This window comes from Pseudomonas sp. MONT-RG-20F-20-E-7-02, from assembly GCF_022662395.1.
In the GTDB taxonomy this organism is placed as follows: Bacteria; Pseudomonadota; Gammaproteobacteria; order Pseudomonadales; family Pseudomonadaceae; genus Aquipseudomonas.
This window is the reverse complement of record NZ_JAKNQN010000008.1, coordinates 107,098-126,867: the sequence shown is the minus strand read 5'-3', so window position 1 is coordinate 126,867 and position 19,770 is coordinate 107,098. Positions and strand designations below refer to the sequence as shown.

At 59.8% G+C, this 19,770-nt stretch carries 18 protein-coding genes; 5 read left to right on the top strand and 13 right to left on the bottom strand.

Going from position 1 to position 19,770, the window contains the following annotated elements:
- Positions 1-22 precede the first annotated feature (22 nt).
- The 5 genes from mrdA to L8I05_RS22690 all read right to left on the bottom strand — a co-directional run bounded on the left by mrdA (position 23) and on the right by L8I05_RS22690 (position 4,887).
- On the bottom strand, positions 23-1,921 hold the full coding sequence (mrdA, locus tag L8I05_RS22710; protein WP_242171613.1) for a penicillin-binding protein 2: 1,899 nt from the start codon (positions 1,919-1,921) through the stop codon (positions 23-25).
- Positions 1,922-1,936: 15 nt separating this feature from the next.
- A complete protein-coding gene (rlmH, locus tag L8I05_RS22705; RefSeq protein WP_003176297.1) occupies positions 1,937-2,404 on the bottom strand; it encodes a 23S rRNA (pseudouridine(1915)-N(3))-methyltransferase RlmH in 468 nt (155 codons plus the stop codon).
- 9 nt (positions 2,405-2,413) lie between these two features.
- Positions 2,414-2,908: a ribosome silencing factor gene (gene rsfS / locus L8I05_RS22700; protein WP_003215432.1), complete on the bottom strand. Its 495-nt coding sequence runs from the start codon at positions 2,906-2,908 to the stop codon at positions 2,414-2,416.
- Between the two features lie 69 nt (positions 2,909-2,977).
- Positions 2,978-3,622, bottom strand: a complete 645-nt coding sequence (nadD, locus tag L8I05_RS22695; protein WP_078739280.1) for a nicotinate-nucleotide adenylyltransferase — start codon at positions 3,620-3,622, stop codon at positions 2,978-2,980.
- Positions 3,622-4,887, bottom strand: a complete 1,266-nt coding sequence (locus tag L8I05_RS22690; protein WP_159960158.1) for a glutamate-5-semialdehyde dehydrogenase — start codon at positions 4,885-4,887, stop codon at positions 3,622-3,624. The genes nadD and L8I05_RS22690 overlap by 1 nt, the downstream gene beginning before the upstream one ends.
- Before the next feature lie 173 nt (positions 4,888-5,060).
- Here L8I05_RS22690 and L8I05_RS22685 point away from each other — a divergent pair, with 173 nt between their 5' ends.
- Positions 5,061-5,744 carry a DNA-3-methyladenine glycosylase gene (locus tag L8I05_RS22685; protein ID WP_242171611.1) on the top strand — a complete coding sequence of 228 codons (684 nt, stop codon included), beginning with the start codon at positions 5,061-5,063 and terminating at the stop codon, positions 5,742-5,744.
- Positions 5,745-5,922: 178 nt separating this feature from the next.
- On the top strand, positions 5,923-7,239 hold the full coding sequence (locus L8I05_RS22680; protein ID WP_242171610.1) for a bifunctional DedA family/phosphatase PAP2 family protein: 1,317 nt from the start codon (positions 5,923-5,925) through the stop codon (positions 7,237-7,239).
- Here the strand turns inward: L8I05_RS22680 and L8I05_RS22675 are convergent.
- The 3 genes from L8I05_RS22675 to L8I05_RS22665 are packed head-to-tail and all read right to left on the bottom strand — an operon-like array spanning position 7,233 to position 8,914.
- Positions 7,233-7,826 carry an LON peptidase substrate-binding domain-containing protein gene (locus L8I05_RS22675; protein ID WP_159960164.1) on the bottom strand — a complete coding sequence of 198 codons (594 nt, stop codon included), beginning with the start codon at positions 7,824-7,826 and terminating at the stop codon, positions 7,233-7,235. The genes L8I05_RS22680 and L8I05_RS22675 overlap by 7 nt on opposite strands.
- Positions 7,827-7,847: 21 nt before the next feature.
- Positions 7,848-8,564, bottom strand: coding sequence for an LrgB family protein (locus L8I05_RS22670; protein ID WP_159960166.1), 717 nt, complete (start codon positions 8,562-8,564; stop codon positions 7,848-7,850).
- Positions 8,561-8,914, bottom strand: a complete 354-nt coding sequence (locus L8I05_RS22665) for a CidA/LrgA family protein (protein ID WP_242171609.1) — start codon at positions 8,912-8,914, stop codon at positions 8,561-8,563. Before L8I05_RS22665 ends, L8I05_RS22670 begins: the two co-directional genes overlap by 4 nt.
- A gap of 159 nt (positions 8,915-9,073) precedes the next feature.
- On the opposite strand from L8I05_RS22665, the gene L8I05_RS22660 reads away from it, so the two are divergent.
- From L8I05_RS22660 to L8I05_RS22650, 3 genes are all read left to right on the top strand, one after another.
- Positions 9,074-9,529 carry a MaoC family dehydratase gene (locus tag L8I05_RS22660; protein WP_005791783.1) on the top strand — a complete coding sequence of 152 codons (456 nt, stop codon included), beginning with the start codon at positions 9,074-9,076 and terminating at the stop codon, positions 9,527-9,529.
- A 105-nt stretch (positions 9,530-9,634) separates the two neighbouring features.
- Complete coding sequence (locus tag L8I05_RS22655) at positions 9,635-11,353, top strand: C13 family peptidase (protein ID WP_159960168.1); 1,719 nt, start codon at positions 9,635-9,637, stop codon at positions 11,351-11,353.
- A gap of 29 nt (positions 11,354-11,382) precedes the next feature.
- Positions 11,383-12,024 carry an oxidoreductase gene (locus L8I05_RS22650; RefSeq protein WP_159960170.1) on the top strand — a complete coding sequence of 214 codons (642 nt, stop codon included), beginning with the start codon at positions 11,383-11,385 and terminating at the stop codon, positions 12,022-12,024.
- Between the two features lie 117 nt (positions 12,025-12,141).
- Here L8I05_RS22650 and L8I05_RS22645 read toward each other — a convergent pair whose 3' ends face one another.
- From L8I05_RS22645 to L8I05_RS22625, 5 genes are all read right to left on the bottom strand, one after another.
- Positions 12,142-12,426 carry a YceK/YidQ family lipoprotein gene (locus L8I05_RS22645; protein ID WP_242171608.1) on the bottom strand — a complete coding sequence of 95 codons (285 nt, stop codon included), beginning with the start codon at positions 12,424-12,426 and terminating at the stop codon, positions 12,142-12,144.
- A complete protein-coding gene (ubiX, locus tag L8I05_RS22640) occupies positions 12,419-13,048 on the bottom strand; it encodes a flavin prenyltransferase UbiX (protein ID WP_242171607.1) in 630 nt (209 codons plus the stop codon). The genes L8I05_RS22645 and ubiX overlap by 8 nt, the downstream gene beginning before the upstream one ends.
- Entirely contained in the window at positions 13,045-14,394 is a 1,350-nt protein-coding gene (gene mpl, locus L8I05_RS22635) for a UDP-N-acetylmuramate:L-alanyl-gamma-D-glutamyl-meso-diaminopimelate ligase (protein ID WP_242171606.1), read from the bottom strand. Before mpl ends, ubiX begins: the two co-directional genes overlap by 4 nt.
- A 160-nt stretch (positions 14,395-14,554) precedes the next feature.
- Positions 14,555-17,755, bottom strand: a complete 3,201-nt coding sequence (locus tag L8I05_RS22630; RefSeq protein WP_242171605.1) for a hypothetical protein — start codon at positions 17,753-17,755, stop codon at positions 14,555-14,557.
- A gap of 201 nt (positions 17,756-17,956) precedes the next feature.
- On the bottom strand, positions 17,957-19,336 hold the full coding sequence (locus tag L8I05_RS22625) for a hypothetical protein (RefSeq protein WP_242171604.1): 1,380 nt from the start codon (positions 19,334-19,336) through the stop codon (positions 17,957-17,959).
- Positions 19,337-19,770: the final 434 nt, after the last annotated feature.

The window sequence follows — 19,770 nt, the reverse complement described above, 5'->3', positions numbered from 1 at the left end:
ACTGGAGAGGATGCGGTCAAAATTACTCTTCACGGGCCGTAACCTCGGTGCTTGAAGGGGGGCCGCCATATTCGGGCTTGAGCCTGCCGTCGTCGGCCAACAGCCAGGCGTCCATCACTTGGCGCACCACGGGCGCTGCGACGCCGGAGCCGGACTCACCGTTTTCAACCATCACCGCCACCACGATTTTCGGGTCGTCCGCCGGGGCAAAGCCAACAAACAAGGCGTGGTCACGGTGGCGTTCTTGAACCTTGGAGCGGTCATATTTCTCGCCCTGCTTGATCGCGACCACCTGCGCCGTACCGCTCTTGCCAGCAATGCGATATTGCGCGCCGACCGCCGCCTTGCGCGCGGTGCCGCGGGCGCCGTGCATCACTTGCTGCATGCCGTGGTTAACCTTGGTCCAGTCGGACGGGTCGCGCAGCACAATGTCGGCAATCGGGTTTTCATCCACAGGCCGTTCGCCTTCAACCGTCTTGGCCAGGTGCGGACGGTTCCAGATGCCTTTGTTGGCCACCAGCGCCGTGGCCTGGGCCAGTTGCAAGGGCGTTGCCTGCATATAGCCCTGGCCGATGCCGAGAATCAGGGTTTCGCCCGGGAACCACGCCTGGCGACGGGTCGCGCGTTTCCACTCCCGCGAAGGCATCAGGCCCGGGGATTCTTCGAACATGTCCAGGGAGACTTTCTGACCGAGGCCGAACTTGCCCATGTAGGCAGACAGCCGGTCGATCCCGAGCTTGTGGGCCAGGTCATAAAAATAGGTGTCGTTGGAGCGCATGATCGCGGTGTCCAGGTCGACATAGCCGTCACCGGTGCGGTTCCAGTTACGGTATTTGTGATCGTAGTTGGGCAGCATGTAGTAGCCGGGGTCGAACACACGGCTCGACGCGGTGACCACGCCCGAATCCAGGCCGGCAATCGCCACCGCCGGCTTGATGGTCGAGCCCGGCGGGTACAAGCCGCGCAATACGCGGTTGAACAGCGGCCGGTCGATGGAATCACGCAGCTCGGCGTAGGCCTTGAAGCTGATCCCGGTCACGAACAGGTTGGGGTCGAAACTCGGCTGGCTAACCATCGCCAACACTTCGCCGGTCTTCGGGTCCAGTGCCACCACGGCGCCACGCCGACCGCCCAGCGCCATCTCGGCCGCTTCCTGCAGCTTGATGTCCAGGCTCAGCACGATGTCCTTGCCCGGCACCGGGTCGGTGCGCTTGAGCACCCGCAGCACGCGGCCGCGGGCGTTGGTCTCGACTTCTTCGTAACCCACCTGGCCGTGCAGCTCGGGCTCGTAGAAGCGCTCGATGCCGGTTTTGCCAATGTGGTGGGTGCCGCTGTAATTCACCGGATCAAGGCTTTTCAGCTCTTTCTCGTTGATACGCCCCATGTAGCCGACGGAGTGGGCAAAGTGCGGCCCTTGCGGGTAATGCCGCACCAACTGCGCCACCACTTCCACACCGGGCAGACGGAACTGGTTCACCGCAATGCGGGCGATCTGCTCTTCGGTCAGCTCAAACAGAATCGGCACCGGCTCGAATGGCCGGCGCCCCTGCTTCATGCGTTTCTCGAAGATCACCCGATCTTCCGGTGTCAGCTGCAGCACCTCGACAATCACATCGAGGATCTGCTGCCAGTCGCCGGAACGCTCGCGGGTCATGCTCAGGCTGAAGCTGGGCCGGTTATCCGCGACCACCACGCCATTACGGTCGAAAATCAGCCCACGGGTCGGCGGAATCGGCTGCACATGCACCCGGTTGTTTTCCGACAGCGTGGAGTGATAGTCGTACTGGATCACCTGCAGGAAATACAGGCGAGCAATCAGCACCGCGATCAAGCCCACCACCAAAAAAGCGCCGAACACGACCCGCGAGCGCACCAGACGTGCGTCTTTCTCGTGGTCCTTGATGCGGATCGGCTGGGTCATCGGCAGGGGCGCAGATTATTTGTGGTAAGGGTGCCCGGACAGAACTGTCCAGGCGCGATACAGCTGTTCACCGATCAGAATCCTTACCAACGGGTGCGGCAGCGTCAACGCCGACAACGACCAGCGCTGGTCCGCCCGCGCACAGACTTCCGGCGCCAGCCCTTCGGGGCCACCGACCATGAAGTTGACCGTACGCGAATCCAGGCGCCAGCGATCCAGTTCCACCGCCAACTGCTCGGTGCTCCAGGGTTTGCCGTGCACCTCAAGGGTGACGATGCGCTCGTTGGGGCCGACCTTGGCCAGCATGGCTTCGCCTTCCTGACGGATAAAGCGCGCCACGTCGGCATTCTTGCCCCGGGTGTTGAGCGGTATTTCCACCAGTTCCAGCGACAGCTCAGCGGGCAGACGCTTGGCATACTCGTGCCAGCCTTCTTCCACCCACTTGGGCATGCGTGAACCGACAGCGATCAGACGCAGGCGCACAGCCGTTCCTTATTCCTGGTCTTTGTTGAGCTTGTCGAAGTGCGCGTGGCCCACTTCCGGGCTGTGGTGCTTGCCATCAGCGGCACGGCTCTGCTCGGCGCCTTTCCACAGACGCTCCAGGTCGTAGAACTGACGGGCATTGGAGGTCATCATGTGAACGATCACGTCGTCCATGTCCAGCAGCACCCAGTCGCTGTCGCCCTTGCCTTCTTCACCCAGCGGCTTGACGCCTTGGGCTTTGACGGCTTCGCGAACCTTGTCGAGCATCGCGCCGATCTGACGGTTGGAAGTACCGGTGGCGATGATCATGAAATCGGTGATGCTCTGCTTGTCGCGCACGTCCAGAACCTGGATGTCCTGTGCCTTCACGTCTTCCAGAGCGGCAACGGCCACTTTTACCAGCTCTTCGCCAGCCAGCTCAGGGCCGGTGTGCGCTTCAACTGGCAGCGGGGCGCTTTTGAACGTGCCTTTGCGCTTAACTTTGCTTACGTCTTTGTTGGTCATATAAAACTCGTTTTGCTCATATGTTCGGGCGCTCGCTGCACGACTGTGCGTAGCGACAAGCGCGCCTTTTCAGTTCGACGCACGGTAAAGCCCGTGCGCATCGATGTAGGCCAGGACCGCGTCAGGCACCAGGAAACGTACCGACTTCCCGCTGGCCAGCAGTTGACGGATCTGGGTGGCGGACACCGCAAGCGGGGTCTGCCAGACGAATGCAATATTCCCGTTCGGCCCGGTCAGGGCCAAGGGGTCACTTACCGACCGCGCGGCCAGCAGGTTGCGCAAGGCATCCGGCGGTTCGCTGTCGGCATCCGGGCGTTGCAAAACCAGGATGTGGCAATGCTGGAGGAGTTCCTCCCAGCGATGCCAAGAGGGCAGGCCGCAAAATGCGTCCCAGCCCAAAAGCAGAAACAACTGGTCATCCGCGGCCATTTCGGCGCGCATCACTTCCAGGGTATCGACAGTGTAGGACGGTTTATCGCGCTTGAGCTCGTGGTCGTCGACCACCAGCGGCGCTATGCCCTCCACCGCCAGACGCACCATTTCCAGGCGTTGCTGCGCTGACACCTGCGGCGTATCGCGATGCGGCGGCCGCGCGTTGGGCATCACCCGCAGCTCATCCAGCGCGAGGGCATCCGCGACTTCCAGGGCACTGCGCAAATGGCCGATGTGCACGGGGTCGAAGGTGCCGCCGAGCAGCCCGATGCGTTTAGCCATCAAGTGCGCACATGACCGTCGCCGAACACCACGTACTTCTCGCTGGTCAGGCCTTCCAGGCCAACCGGGCCGCGTGCGTGGAGCTTGTCGGTGGAAATACCGATTTCCGCCCCCAGGCCATACTCGAAGCCGTCGGCAAAGCGCGTCGAGGCGTTGACCATCACCGAGGCGGAATCCACTTCGTTGAGGAAACGCCGGGCATCGCTGAAATGCTCGGAAACAATGGCGTCGGTGTGCTTGGAGCCGTATTTGTTGATGTGTTCGATGGCCTGGTCCAGGTCGTCGACGATGCGGATCGACAGGATCGGCGCCGTGTACTCGGTGTACCAGTCTTGTTCGGTGGCTTCGATCACGTCCGCGCCCAGCAGCGCACGGGTGCGCTCACAACCGCGCAATTCCACACCCTTGTCACGGTAAATGGCAGCCAGCGGCGGCAGCACGCGATCGGCAATGCCGGCGTGCACCAACAGGGTTTCCATGGTGTTGCACGGGGCGTAGCGGTGGGTCTTGGCGTTGTCGGCGATGCGGATCGCCTTGTCGATGTCGGCGGCGACGTCGATGAACACGTGGCACACGCCATCCAGGTGCTTGATCACCGGCACCTTGGCATCGCGGCTGACGCGCTCGATCAGGCTCTTGCCACCGCGCGGCACGATCACGTCGACGAACTCCGGCATGGTGATCAGCGCGCCAACGGCGGCGCGGTCGGTGGTTTCCACCACTTGCACCACTTCGGCCGGCAACTCGGCCACGGCCAGGCCTTGCTGAATGCAGGCGGCGATGGCGCGGTTGGAATTGATCGCCTCGGAACCGCCACGCAGGATGGTGGCGTTACCCGACTTGAGGCACAGGCTCGCGGCGTCGATGGTTACGTTGGGGCGCGACTCATAAATGATGCCGATCACGCCCAGGGGCACGCGCATCTTGCCGACCTGGATGCCGGACGGCAGGTAGCGCATATCGCGGATTTCACCGATGGGGTCAGGCAGCTTGGCCACCTGACGCAGGCCTTCGATCATGTCGTCGATACGTGCCGGGGTCAGCGCCAGGCGGTCCAGCAGTGCCGGCTCCAGGCCATTGGCGCGGCCGCTGGCCAGGTCCAGTTCGTTGGCGGCAGCCAGCTCGGAGCGCGCAGCATCCAGAGCATCGGCGGCGGCCAGCAGGGCACGGTTCTTCTGCGCAGTGCTCGCACGGGCGATCAACCGCGAGGCCTGACGGGCAGCGCGACCCAGGCGGGTCATGTAGTCAAGAACGGACTCAGTCATGGTCAGGGAGTCTTGGCAAAGAGGAAAGCGGCAGATTATAGCTGCGACGCCGCCCGACTGACAGCGGTGAGGGGCGGATGGTCGAAATGAACTGTAAAAACTTGGGGTTCAGCGGTAATTAAGGTGGGAGTTGTTATTATTCGGTCACATTTAGCCGTATTAACCTTGCCGCCATGTCCAGTTTTGCCCCGCAACGCCCCGCCAGCGCCCTGCCCGACAGCTTCTTCGACCGTGACGCGCAAGTGCTCGCGCGCGAATTACTCGGCAAAGTCATACGCCATCGCGTCGGCGATATCTGGCTTTCAGCACGAATTATTGAAACCGAAGCCTATTACGTGGCCGAAAAAGGCAGCCACGCCTCACTCGGCTACACAGAAAAACGTAAGGCTTTGTTTCTGGATGGCGGGCACATCTACATGTACTACGCCCGTGGCGGTGATTCGCTGAACTTCAGCGCCCACGGCCCGGGCAATGCCGTGCTGATCAAATCGGGCTATCCCTGGGTAGACGGCATGTCCGGCCCGGCGAGCCTGGCGCAGATGCTGCTGAACAACCCGGACGCCAACGGCCACCCTCGCCCCTCGCAGAAGCTCTGCGCCGGTCAAACCCTGCTGTGCAAAGCCCTGGGACTGAAAGTGCCGATGTGGGATGCCAAGCGTTTTGATCAGGAGCAGCTCTACGTAGAGGACGTGGGCCAAGTGCCGACGCAGATTATCCAGACCACCCGCCTGGGCATCCCCAGCGGGCGCGATGAACATTTGATGTACCGCTTTGTGGATGCGGGCTATGCACCGTATTGCACCAGGAACCCGCTGCGCCGGGGCCAGGTCGAAGAGCGCGATTATTTGTTGATTTGAATTGATTGAACGTTGAAACCCGCAGCACAGCAATTCCAATGTGGGAGCTGGCTTGCCTGCGACAGCGGTGGGCCAGGCGACTCGATGTTCGCCTTGAGGCCGCCATCGCAGGCAAGCCAGCTCCCACAATTGATCTTCACTGTCTCAGGTTTCGCATTACAAATATGGAGTTGATTGTATGGGCCAATGGCTCGATAGCATTACCGGCTGGCTGACCCTCAACCCAGAATGGCTGGCCGTGGCGGTGTTTATCGTCGCGTGCGTGGAATGCCTGGCCATCGCCGGGCTGATCGTGCCGGGCACGGTGTTGCTGTTTGCGATTGCCGCACTGGCCGGCAGCGGCGCGCTGTCGTTGAGCGAAACCCTGCTGCTGGGCTTCCTCGGCGGCTTGCTCGGCGACGGGGTTTCCTACTATCTGGGCCGACATTTCCACCAGAACATCCGGCGCCTGCCCGGCTTGCGTCACCACCCTGAATGGATGAACGGCGCTGAAACCTACTTCCATAAATACGGCATCGCCAGCCTGCTGGTAGGACGTTTCATCGGCCCACTGCGCCCGATGCTGCCGATGGTAGCCGGCATGTGCGACATGCCGTTCCCACGCTTTGCCGCCGTCAGCATCGTGGCCGCCGCCGGTTGGTCGGTCGCGTATCTGTTGCCGGGCTGGGCGACCGGCGCCGCGTTCCGCCTGCCGTTGCCGGAAGGTTTCTGGCTGGAGGCCGGGATTGTCGCCGGATGTATCGCCGTACTGCTGGGGCTGAGCTTGAACAGCAGCCTGCGTGGCCATCGTCGCGCCACGTTGTGGGTCGGTTGCGCCAGCCTGACGCTGTTGATCGCCCTGTTTATCGGCTACCCCCATCTCAACGAGTTCGATCAGGGCTTGAGCGCACTGGTGCAGGAACACCGCAGCCCATGGCTGGACGAGGTGATGGTGCGGATTACCCAGCTGGGTGAGTTCAGGAAGATGTTTATCGCCAGCGCGATTTTCACCGGCTTGCTGTTAGTGGCGCGGCAATGGCGCCACGCGGTGTTTGTCGGCGCCACCTTGGCCGGTTCGGCGGTGATCAACACCGCCACCAAGCTGTTTTTCGCCCGTGGCCGGCCAGAAATCCTGACCGATCCACTGACCAGTTTCAGCATGCCCAGCGGTCACGCCTCCGGCGCCTTTGCGTTTTTCCTGGCACTGGCGGTGCTGGCCGGTCGTGGGCAACCCACGCGGCTGCGCCTGACCTGGATGCTGCTGGGCTGCATTCCTGCCGCGTTTATCGCGCTGTCGCGGGTTTACCTCGGCGCGCATTGGCCGACGGACATTCTGGCCGGCACGCTGCTGGCAATGACGATGTGCGCGTTCAGCCTGGCCGTCAGTCAGTACCGCAGCCCGCTGCCGCCGCTGCCACAAAAAATCTGGTGGTGGATGCTGCCGATCGTGCTCGCCGTGCTCGGTTTCATCGCGCTCACCGGCACTTCCCACGCGATGCTGCGCTACGCCTATTGAGTGAAGAGTTCGCCCTGCAATTCGTCGAGCAACATCTGGATCGCATCCAGTCGTTGCTGCGGGTCGTCGAGTTGCAGCAGGTCGATCTTGTCGGCCTCGGTGAACGGCAACAGATACGCCAGCTGATTGCCCAGGGCTTGCTGGCCATCGGCGTGGGTGCCCATGTCGAGCGAGGCGACCATCGGGTGTTCGGCCAGGGCCTGAAGCAACGCCAGCAGGTCGGCGTCCTCTTCTTCCAGCGGTTGGTCCGGCAGTTCTTCAAGCCACTGCACCTCGGCGACCAGCAACTGGTCCTTCTGCACGCCAGCATCAAGCACACGGAAGCGGCGCCCGCCCTCGACACGAATCCCCAGCAGGCCGTTGTCCTGCTGCTTGAAGTCGCGAATCAGCGCTTCGCAGCCGATCAGCGCATAGCCTTGCGTGGCCATGCCCACTTCCCTGCCGCCGAGGGTGCACACCACACCGAAGCTTTCGCCCTTTTTCATGCAGCGGCTGATCATGTCCAGGTAGCGCGCCTCGAACAGTTGCAAATCGAGGGTGCAGCCCGGGAACAACACGGTATTGAGCGGGAACAGCGCCAGACTCATAAAGGTTTCCTTAAACCCGATTTAAACAATCACCGACACGGCCAGCGGCAGAAACACCGCCGTGGCCACGCCCATCAGACTCATGGCTAGCGCCGCAAAGGCGCCGCACTCTTCGCTTTCCTGCAGGGCCACCGAGGTGCCGACGGCGTGGGCGGTCATGCCCAAGGCCATGCCGCGCGCCTCGGGGCTGTGCACACCCAGGCGCGACAGGTACGCCGGGCCGATCATCGCGCCGATTACCCCGGTGATCAGCACAAACACCGCCGCCAATGCGGCCACGCCGCCGATCTGCTCGGCCACCAGCATCGCAATCGGCGAGGTTACCGACTTGGGCGCCATGGTCATCAGCATCATGTGTTCGGCGCCGAACCACCAGCCCAACAGCACGCACAGGCCGGTGGCGAGCACGCCGCCTATCACCAGCGTAGTAAAAATCGGCCAGAACAATTGGCGAATCCGCCGCAAGTTCAAGAACAGCGGCACCGCCAGCGCCACGGTCGCTGGGCCGAGCAGAATACTCATGATCTCGGTGCTCTTGCGGTACTCGACGTAGGTCAGGCCGCAACTGAGCAACACACCGATCACCAGCAGCATGGACACCAGCACCGGCTGCAGGAAGATCCAGCGGGTTTTCTCGAACGCCGCCAGCACCAGTTGATAAGCACCCAGGGTGATACCGATACCAAACAGTGGATGATGAATGACAGCCGTCCAGGCGCCCTGCCAGTCGAAGATCATTGATCCTTCTCCTTGCGCTTGACCATCTGCTGCATCAGCACGCCGACAAAGCCCATGGCAATCACCAGCGACAACACCAGCGCGCCGACAATGGCCCAGAAGTCAGCGGCGATGTCCTTGGCGTACACCATCACGCCGACGGCGGGCGGCACCAGCAGCAGCGGCAAATAGCACAACAGGCTGCTGGCGGCCAGGCTCAGGGGTTCGCCGACTTCGCCACGCCAGATCAGAAAGCCGAGCATCAGCAGCAAGCCAATGATCGGCCCCGGCAGCACCGGCAACAGCAAATGGTTGATCGCGGTGCCGATCAACTGAAACAGCACCAGCCATGTCAGGCCACGTAACAGCATCCGTTCTCCCCCCTAAAAGACTCGCCCGCATTATAAGCACGCCGGCTCTATGCTCCGGCATTCGCCAAAAGCATGGTGGGTTGACCGACCGGGTTACCCATGATGATCTAACATGGATTTCGCATACCTATAAAAACCGATGAACCAAGGAGAGTCGTAATGCCCTATGTACCTGTAGCGCAGCTCAAAGATTATGTCGGCAAGGAACTGGGACGTTCCGAATGGCTCACCATCGACCAGGCGCGTATCAACCTGTTCGCAGAAGCCACTGGCGATCATCAGTTCATCCACGTCGACCCGGTCAAGGCCGCCCAGACGCCGTTCGGCAGCACCATCGCCCACGGTTTCCTGTCGCTGTCGCTGATGCCCAAGCTGATGGAAGACATCCTGATCATGCCCGAGGGGCTGAAGATGGCCGTCAACTACGGCCTGGACAGCGTGCGTTTTATCCAGCCGGTGAAGGTCGACTCCAAGGTACGCCTGAACGTGACGCTGACCGACGTCACCGAGAAAAAACCTGGCCAATGGCTATTTAAGGCCACCGCCACCCTGGAAATCGAAGGCCAGGAAAAACCCGCTTACATCGCCGAGTCGTTGTCACTCTGCTTCGTGTAAGCGCTCACCTGTGGTGAGGTGATAAACCTTGCCACAGTGTATGTAAATTTATGTATGAATCCTGCGGCTGCGGCATACTCGGCGCTCAATTATCCGGATCCCGCTATGCGCCCACTCGCTCCCCTTGCCCTTGCCCTGTTGCTCACCGCTTGCGGAGACGGCGAATCGCTGTTGCCGCCCGATGCGCGCCTGCCCGACGGCGGCCGCTACCGGGGTGATGTGGTCAATGGCTTGCTGCAAGGCCAGGGCCGGGTGGACTACCCCAACGGCAGTTGGTACGCCGGCCAGTTCGACAAAGGCCAGTGGCACGGCCAGGGCGAATGGCATGGCAGCAACGGCGAGGTCTATAAAGGCCAGTTCAAGCAAGGCCTGTTCGACGGCCAGGGCAGCCTGACCACGGCGGGCAGCAGCTACGTCGGCGGTTTCAAGAACGGTCGACGCAATGGCGAAGGCACCCTCAAAGAGGGGCAGATGACCTATCGCGGCGAATTCAAGGACGACCAGTATTCCGGCCTCGGCCGCCTGGAGCTGGCCGACGGCAGCCAGTACCAGGGCCAGTTTGCCCACGGCAAGCCGAATGGCGAAGGCCAACGCAATGACGACAGTGGCAACCAGTTCAGCGGCCACTTTGTCGATGGCCAGCTCGAAGGTAATGGCACGTTCAACAGCGCCGACGGCGACATCTATGTCGGCCAGTTCAAACAGAACCAGCTCAACGGCAAGGGCCGCTATGAAAACGCCGACGGCGACGTGTGGATCGGCCAGTTCAAGGAAGGCGCGCTCAGCGGCAAGGGCGAGCTGATCGGCGTCGATGGCAGCCACTATGTCGGCTACTTCAGCGATTGGCGCTTTACCGGCGAGGGCCGCCTGAACCTCACCGATGGCAGCTTCTATATCGGCGGTTTCGACAGCGACAGCTACCAAGGCAAAGGCACGCTGGTGCTCACCGACGGCACAGTACAGGCCGGCACCTGGGTCAACGGTATGCGCGTGCGCGATGCCGACGGCAAGTTGTTGCCCGACCCATTGGAAATCGGCGTACTGGCCCAGGGCCGCTTGCTCGATGCCGCGCTCGCCGCCGTGCCACCCTCGACGCCCGCCGTGGAGCTGTACAGCCTGGCCGTGGCGGGTGATGGCAAGCAAAGCGTGTTCCTGCGCGAAGCCGATTATGTGAGCAACATGCTTGCCACCCGTTTCGGCGCGCGCGGGCAGATCCGCCTGGTCAACCACCGCGACCATATCGCCGACCGCCCGCTGGCCACCCGTGAAAGCCTGCGCCGCGCGGTGCAAACCCTGGCTGAGCGCACCGGCCCGGAAGATCTGGTGTTTATCTACATGACCAGCCATGGCACCCACGAACATGAACTGGTGCTCGACCAACCGCGCATGGAGCTGGCCGACCTGCCCGCCGACGAACTGGCCGCCGTGCTCGCGCCGCTGAAAAACCGCGACAAGATCATCGTGATTTCCGCCTGTTATTCCGGCGGGTTTATCCCGGCGCTGAAAGATGAGCGCACCCTGATCATGACCGCCTCGCGCGCTGATCGCGTGTCTTTCGGCTGTTCCGAGGAAGCGGACTTCACCTACTTCGGCGATGCGCTTTTCGCACAGGCCTTCAACCAGACCGACGATTTACTGCAGGCCTTCAAACTGGCACAACTCCATGTGGCCGAGCGCGAACAGGCGGACAATTTCGAGGCCTCCGAACCGCAGATCTGGGCCCCCAAAGGTGTGATCGCCCATTGGCAATTATTACGCAAGCAGCAGGCACGAAAGGCGCTCGAAAGCGTCTCAATGAATAGCAAGGAAGCCAAAGGCAACTAAGCTGTAACGTGTAACAAGGGGGAAACACCATGTACCTGACACCTCAACATATCCTGCTCGCCGGCGCCTCGGGCCTGACCGGCGAACACCTGCTCGACCGCCTGCTCAACGAACCCACCGTGACCCGCGTACTGGCGCCGAGCCGCAAGCCGCTGGCCGAACACCCGCACCTGGAAAACCCGGTGGGCGACCCGCCGGCGCTGTTGCCGCACTTGAGCGGCCAGGTCGATATCGCCTTCTGCTGCCTGGGCACCACCATCAAGCAGGCCGGCTCCGAAGCGGCCTTCCGCGCGGTCGACCTGGACATGGTCGTGGCCTTCGCCAAGCGTGCACGGGAAATGGGCGCGCGGCACCTGATCGTGATCAGTGCGATTGGCGCCGACCCCAAATCCTCGATCTTCTACAACCGGGTCAAAGGCGAAATGGAACTGGCGCTCAAAGCCCAGGACTGGCCGCAACTGACCATCGTGCGGCCTTCGCTGCTGCTGGGGGAACGCTTGGAGCCACGCCTGGCCGAGCAGTTGGCCGGGCCGTTGTCGCGGTTGATTCCGGGCAAGTACCGCGGCATTGAAGTATGCGAGCTGGCCCGCGCCATGTGGCGTCTGGCGCTGGAAGAGCAGGATGGGGTGCGGGTGGTGGAGTCGGATGAGTTGCGTAAGCTCGGCAAATGATCGTTCCCACGCTCTGCGTGGTAATGCCGCCTGGGACGCTCCGCGTCCGCTCTTGAAGGTCGTGACGCAGAGCGTCACAGGATTCACTCCCACGCAGAGCGTGGGAGTGATCTGGGGTTAAAGCCCGCCTGTTGCGTTAAACCCCACCCCCAACACCGTCAACACCGACAACGGCAACAGCAGCGTGTCGAGCAACGCACTGGCCGGCAGGTCGACATGCGGATAACTCGGCGCCTCAGCGCCAAACCGATCCCTGGCGCAACAGCCGCCGTTAATCGCATACAAATCCAGGCGCGTGCCGGCATACACCACCGGCGCGCCAGGTTGCGCGGCATCCAGGGTGCGCGCGGTGGCGCAGCCGGTCAGTTGCAGCGCCAACAGCACCAGCAAGGCCTTATTCATCGCTGCTCAAATGGTGCTCGCCCCAACGCGGCAGCATGTCCTGAGGAATGCTCAGCAGGTTGAGAATCCGCGCCACCACAAAATCCACCAGGTCATCGATGGTCTGCGGCTGGTGATAAAAACCGGGTGACGCCGGCAAGATGGTCACGCCCATGTTCGACAACTTGAGCATGTGCTCCAGGTGAATACTCGAATACGGCGCTTCGCGTGGCACCAGAATCAACTGGCGCCGCTCCTTCAAGGTCACGTCCGCCGCGCGTTCGATCAGGTTGTTGCACGCGCCTGTCGCAATCGCCGACAAGGTGCCGGTGGAACACGGCACCACCACCATCGCCGCCGGCGCGCCGGAGCCGGAAGCCACGGGCGACATCCAGTCCTCTTTGCCGTAAACCTTGATCTGCCCCGCCGCCGCCCCCGTGTATTCGGTGAGGAAGGCCTGCATCATCTGCACTTTGGGCGGCAACGCCACATCGGTCTCGGTGGCCAGCACCAGTTGCGCGGCCTTGGAGATCAAAAAGTGCACCTCACGGTCTTCACGCACCAGGCAATCGAGCAAGCGCAGGCCATACGGCGCGCCGGAAGCGCCGGTCATCGCCAGGGTGACGCGTTCCGGCCCACTCATTTCAACGCCTCGGCCAGCTTGCCATGCAGGCCGCCAAAGCCGCCGTTGCTCATCACCACCACATGGGTGCCGGGCTTGGCCTGATGCTTGACGTGCTCAATGATGCCCTCGATGGAATCGCAGACGATGGAAGGGACGGTACACAGCGCGGCAATGGCCGGCAGGTCCCAGCCGAGGTTGGCCGGCGCGTACCAGACCACTTGATCGGCGTCGTTGACGCTTTCCGGCAAACCGTCGCGGTGTGCGCCGAGCTTCATGGAGTTGGAGCGCGGCTCGACTATCGCAATGATGTTGGCGTCACCGACACGCTTGCGCAGGCCGTCCAGCGTGGTCGCGATGGCGGTCGGGTGGTGGGCGAAGTCGTCGTAGATGGTAATCCCATTCACGTCGGCGACTTTTTCCATGCGGCGCTTCACGCTTTTGAACGCACTCAATGCGGCGATGCCCATGGACGGCACCACGCCCACATGCCGCGCAGCCGCCAGCGTCACCAGCGCGTTGGCGACGTTGTGCTGGCCGGTCATGTCCCACTCAACGATGCCTTGGGCTTCACCTTCGAACAGCACTTCAAATTTTGAGCCGTCTTCACTGAGCAACCTGACCTGCCACTGCCCGCCTGCGCCGGTGGTTTGCACCGGGGTCCAGCAGCCCATGTCGATCACGCGCTGCAAAGCGGGCTCGGTGGTCGGATGGATGACCAGGCCTTCACTGGGGATAGTGCGCACCAGATGGTGGAACTGGCGCTCGATGGCCGGCAGATCGGGGAAGATGTCGGCGTGATCGAATTCGAGGTTGTTCAGGATTGCCGTACGCGGACGGTAGTGGACGAACTTGGAGCGCTTGTCGAAGAACGCACTGTCGTATTCATCCGCTTCGATCACGAAGAACGGCGTTTCGCCCAGGCGCGCCGACACCGAGAAGTTTTGCGGTACACCGCCGATCAAAAAGCCGGGGCTCATGCCCGCATGTTCCAACACCCAGGCCAGCATGCTGCTGGTGGTGGTCTTGCCGTGGGTGCCGGCGACGGCTAATACCCAACGGCCCTGCAGCACATGGTCTGCCAGCCACTGTGGGCCAGAAACATACGGCAACCCCTTATTGAGCACGTATTCAACCGCCGGGTTGCCACGCACCATGGCATTGCCAATCACCACCAGATCCGGGACAGGGTCGAATTGCGACGGGTCGTAGCCCTGGGTCAACTCGATACCCTGGGCTTGTAATTGCGTGCTCATGGGCGGGTAAACGTTAGCGTCGGAGCCGGTGACATGATGGCCCAGCTCTTTGGCCAGAACCGCCATCGAGCCCATGAAGGTGCCGCAAATACCGAGAATATGAATGTGCATGGTTGACCTCTTGAACATCGGGGCAGGTTAGCGCAGGGAGGGGGAAATCGCACCTTTTATGCGGCTGGGCGGCTGAGCGATTCAAGTGTGTGTGCTTCGCTTAGCCGTGTATTTCTCAGGCCTGCGGTAGCTTACGTGGCTACGCGCCAGGCCCCGCCACTCAGGCAGCCGTGTCGCGCTGCGCCTTCATCTTCCGTAGCGCCGCGTTCACCACCGCCAACCGTTTCTCTATGGCATTGAATCGCTCGCGGGCCGTATAGCTGTCCGCAGGGTCAAGAGGGGCCGGTATGTGGCGATCAAATAACACATTGAACACACGCGCTTGTTCCTGGACGCGGTCCTCGAGCACATCAAGTTCGGCTTCGATTTGATCAAGGTGGCTAATAATGTCGGCCAGCCTGCCTTCTGACGCGTGATCAACGTCTTGTACCTCGCCACCTGCCAGCGCCGTCAGGTCCTTATTGGCCTGCTTGAGCTCGCGCCAAAGTGTCTGCACGCGGGCGAGCCGTGTTTGATCGGCAAGCCGGTCAACGCTGTCGGCGGTGTTCTGTAGCGCGGACTCGGTTTGCGCCTGGGTTTGGCGTTGAAGTGGGTGCAGCATCAACTGCGGCTGTCGGACGGCCTTTAACGCTTGGTCAATACCAAAGTTCACCCCGGCATCGATAATTGCGCTAACGGTCGCTTGCGCTGCTTGCCTGGCAAACCCGACACCGGGCGTGAAACCTTTCAACGGAGCGCCGTAAGGCCCTTGGGTCTTGGGATCACAGGCGTACCACTTGCCATTACATTCAACCGCAACGACATTTACAGGTGCCGTATTCCCGCCCAGAGGCCGGTAAACCCCCTCGGCAATGGCACCTTTCTTCCCAGGCTTGGGTATGTTCCAACTGCCACTGCGACCGCGTATATGCCGCAATTTATTAAACGCGGAAAAGTCTGTACCCCCCAACCTTCTGATCCCGGATTTGCCCAGCGTGTATACCCCCTTCCCCGCATCAAAAATGCACCCGAGCGGGTTAGCAGCCAACACGCCAGCCTTGGCGAAACCCTTTAGAAATCTGAACCCTGTGCTGAGCCCCTTGACGCCCGAACTCGCGGCACTGATTCCGCCTTTAAGGGCGGGTATGACCAACCCAATAAGATCGAGCAATCCATAAATAATCGCTTCGCCCGTCTTGCCTTCAACGATGCATTTAACGAAGTCGTAGAAGGGAACAAAGCCCAGCATGAACCTGTGGAAGGCCTTTCTTTGAGCCTTTTCCCTTTCCTGTTTGGTTTCCCCTTTGGCCGATGCTTTTGCCGTATTGAACTCTCGCGTATAAAAAGAGCCCACCGCATCGCCCAGCGCAGCGTGCCTTGCTGAAGGCGCTGCTGTCGCCACCGAGTCCAAATGCTTTTTGTCCAATTCGAGCATCTTTAAATCGTAGGCGCCTACTTTTCGGCTAAAGGCAGGCGAGTCATTCCTGCCCCTTGGACTGCCGAACAGCTCGGCAGGCACGGGCATACCGTAATCATTAAAGGGCTCAACCTGCTTGAAGATTTTCCCTTGGGTTGGCGAATACCAATAACGAACCTTCTTGCCCTCAAGCTCCGCGCCAATGACAACGCCGCCCTCTTTTATACAACGCAACATTGGCGTATCGATCGCCTTCGATTCGTCGAACCCCGTCAGAGGCTTCAGGTGTAAGACTGTAAGTTTCCCGCGTTCCAGCATCTGCTGATCTTCATCCGGCAGTTGCGACAATTGATACTTGAAGTTCACGCCCACTGCGTTGCCTATGCCGGCTGTGTAGTGGTGGAACGCTTCGTCGAATTTTTCCTCGATATCCGGCAGATGGAGAATATCAGCCGCAAATTCACCCACAGAAAAATCATTGCCATCAGGAACACGGAAGCGCGACTTCAATTCACCTGACATATAAAGATCCAGCAGAGAATATCTATTCGTGCTGTGCTTCGTCTGGCTGGCGCTTTTGAACATTTCCAGCTCAAAGAGGTGCGCTTTTTCCTTGCCGTATACCCGTGTCAACTCAACCAGTGCCAGCTCACGGCGAGTCGGCATTGGGCCTGTCATTGTCTTGACGGCTTCGACTACCTCACCGACTTGCTTCTCCATTGCAGCGGCTGCACGTTCAATGGTCTGTGCGCTGTAGTCCCCCTCACTATTTTCATCAATAACCTTATTGGCTATACCCCAGTCGATCACCGACTGCAGGCCCGCAAGCTCAGACTGGTACTGGCCCGCCTCTGTCACGGGTTCCAGCGCATCGTATTGCATGATCTGAGCATAGCTTTGCCCAGCCGTAGAGCCGGGCGTGTCCTGCTCGCGGCGCGACACCGCCGCGCTGAACGATGCCCATTGCGGTGAACCGTAAACCAGCGTGGGAGGAAAATCCTTGACCAAAAACTCCGGGGCAGACATGGCCAACAGCTGATAAGCCACCACTTTCGCCATCTCTTTACCAACTCGGCCTTCCAAGTGCCTCTCAAAACGCCAGACGATATCCTCTGGCGTCCGCTTCCAGTTGTCTTGCTGGCGCAAATCATACCCAGCCAAATTATTGCGCTGCCGCCCTCCCTCAGGGTCGGCCTCCAACCCTAACGCGGTAAGCAGTGCCTCCTGGCCGCTGGTTTGAGTGGGCACTGCGTCAATTGCCTCTTGCAATTGTTTACCCAATGCCTGGGCGTTAGGGGTATTGATCAATGCGTTGAGAAACGCACCGGGATTTGAGTTGGCCAGCGCAAGCTGTGCCGGTGTCAGCGAACGCTTCAGGTAGTCCAAAAGAGTCTGGACCTGGCCGGAAGAAGTCAGTGGCACCTGTGTTTGAAGCGCTTTCCAGGCGCCGGCGGTGTCGAGTATTTTTTTCTGGCTGTCTTCGCTCAACGGCACGTCTTTGCTTAACAGCCCGCCGTAATCAGCCACACTGGGTGCAGTTAATGGCGGTGCGGCCAGCACGCGCGCCAGGTTGGCGACGGCGTCCGGTGTGGTGGGCACTTGCAAGCCATAGGCCTTGAGCACCTGCTTGAGGTTCATCGTGATCGGTTGCGGTTGCTGTTCGTCCCAGAGCAAGGAATGCGGCGCGATCTGTACCCTAATGGATTCCAAATCCACCTGGGCGTCGGGTGCCGCACTCTGCGTATTCAAAACGTCGAGCATGTTATTCAGCATCCGGGCTTCGCCGGTCTTGCGTAAAATCTCCATACGCGCGTTGTTGTCACCCGCCACGCTAGTAGACTCGTTATCTGGCACGAGACGACGTTTGCTCGTCTTGGGCGATGCAGCCTCTGTATTAATACTTGATGGGCGAGCATCCGTGCCAGTAACGCCAATACGCTCCGAGTTAACAGCGGGAACCGTCATACCTCACCTCACGATGATCGGATTAAGCGTTGTTACGTGCAGGGAAAATTAACAGCGCTCACGTGGACGCTTGAATTAATAAAGCCATAAAAAAGTCTGGCGCCCTTGTTAACACAAGAGCTCCAGACTGAGTGAACGCGTAAGACTCGTTTGGTGCACCAAGAACCAAGGCTACCGACACCTTGATTTATATGCGCCACTTCAAGGGGTGATGTTCAACCTACGTGCAACTTTTTCTTCTATATCCTTTCGCGACGTCATCACTACATCAAGCCGAGCTTCTAGTGTCTTGGTCCGTGTTTCGAGCCCTTCGAGGCCAGGGGGCGCCTCTTCTGGCGGCAACTTATCAGTATAGCAAGCTACATTATATTTCTCTGCCAAGTCTTTCATATCCCCCTCAAGTGCATCCATCCGCTCTTCCAGCTTATCCATGATCGCTATCGGGTCTACCGGCCATTCTTCACCCGGCCCCAGCTCCTTATCACCGTTGCCATAAGTTAGTTTCACCACCGCGTTCATGGTCTCGAATATATTGACCTGGGCATTTTCCATGCGCACGCGAAGCGCCGCCGGCAGTTTATTTTCTGCCTCAGTGTTGGCCTTATCCGCTTCAGGGGACTGATTCGTACCTGGCGTAGGCGCGGTAGCCGGGGGCGTAGGCGGTGCAGGCAGATATTTTTTCTTGATTTCTTCTGCCGTCATGGTTGTAAGGACAGTTTCCCCTATTTTGATGGGTATCGCTGCCAACGTACCTGCTGACTCTGAGACGGCACCGTTAATTGCTGTTCTAGCCAATTCTGGACGCGAGGGGATTGCCCCCGACTGGAGCAACTTACTGGTCCAGCTCGCGTTTTTGGCTGCGTCATCAGTGGTGAGTTGCGGCGCAGGAGGCTTCGCAGCCTGTTGAGAATGAATGCTGCCAGGACCTCTGAGCGGTTTCGGAACGTCATCGGTCTGCTTATGAGGTTCATTATTACCCTTCACCGCAGTTGCCATAGACCTTGCCACCTTTCCGTCTTTGTTCAGAGGCCTGTCGTAAGCATCAACCCGATAGCCCTCTTTGTTAACTCGGTTGCCGTCCTTATCGATAAATTCTTTTTTCTCATTAATGAGCCGCCCTTCCCGATTGATCAGGCGACCTTGTGGGTCAATTGGGCGGTTTTTATGATCTTTAGCGACCCCTTGAGTATCAATACGCTGGTTATATTTATTGATCTTATAACCCTGCTTGTCTATCGCATGACCATTAACATCTACCCGTTGATTTGAACTATTCAACGGCCAGCCTTCGGCGTCCGTCTTCTGACCGGGCTTTTTCTCGGGCCTGATAATTTTATTACTGGCATCATGGGTAGCACGGGGCGCGTCATGAGTGTCTTTATTGGTTTTATGGGGAGTTCCTGTACTGGACCCTGTACTGGATCCTGTCGTGGATCCTGTATCAACTGTATGGTTATTTCCTCTAGAACCACGACGTGTCGTTCCCCTAGGCGCCCTACTATGGTCCAACGCATCAGGGGCACTGTCAGAAACAGGATCCAAAGAAGGAACAAAAACATTTACCGAAGGAATATTTAGCATCGTTAGAAAACCTATATCAAACATATCATTGAATAATGAGATGCCCTCCTTGCTCTCTACCCTATGTGTGATCCTGCCCCCTCAATCGGTTCCCCAGCAAGTCATGTCCAAACGAAACTTTGCACGCTGTAAAATATTCCTTCATCACGCGCTATGTAACACCCTCACTAGCGCTTAACTTTCCCAGTAAGAAAAATCTGCTATCGCTACTCAATGCGTAACATTACCAGTGACTCCCTTCATACTTTCTTAACTTCCGGCAGCGGATGCCAAGTGTTTGGGCGGTATGGTTCATAGGCCAGCGCTGCTGCTCAAGGGCGCGCAACAGCGCTTTTCACTCGACCTCGAACCACAGTGAAACGTCCGCAGAGGCGATGGGCGCATCAACGTGTGTCAGCGCGCTTCAACAGCCTGTTTGAACTCGCCTCCCTGCG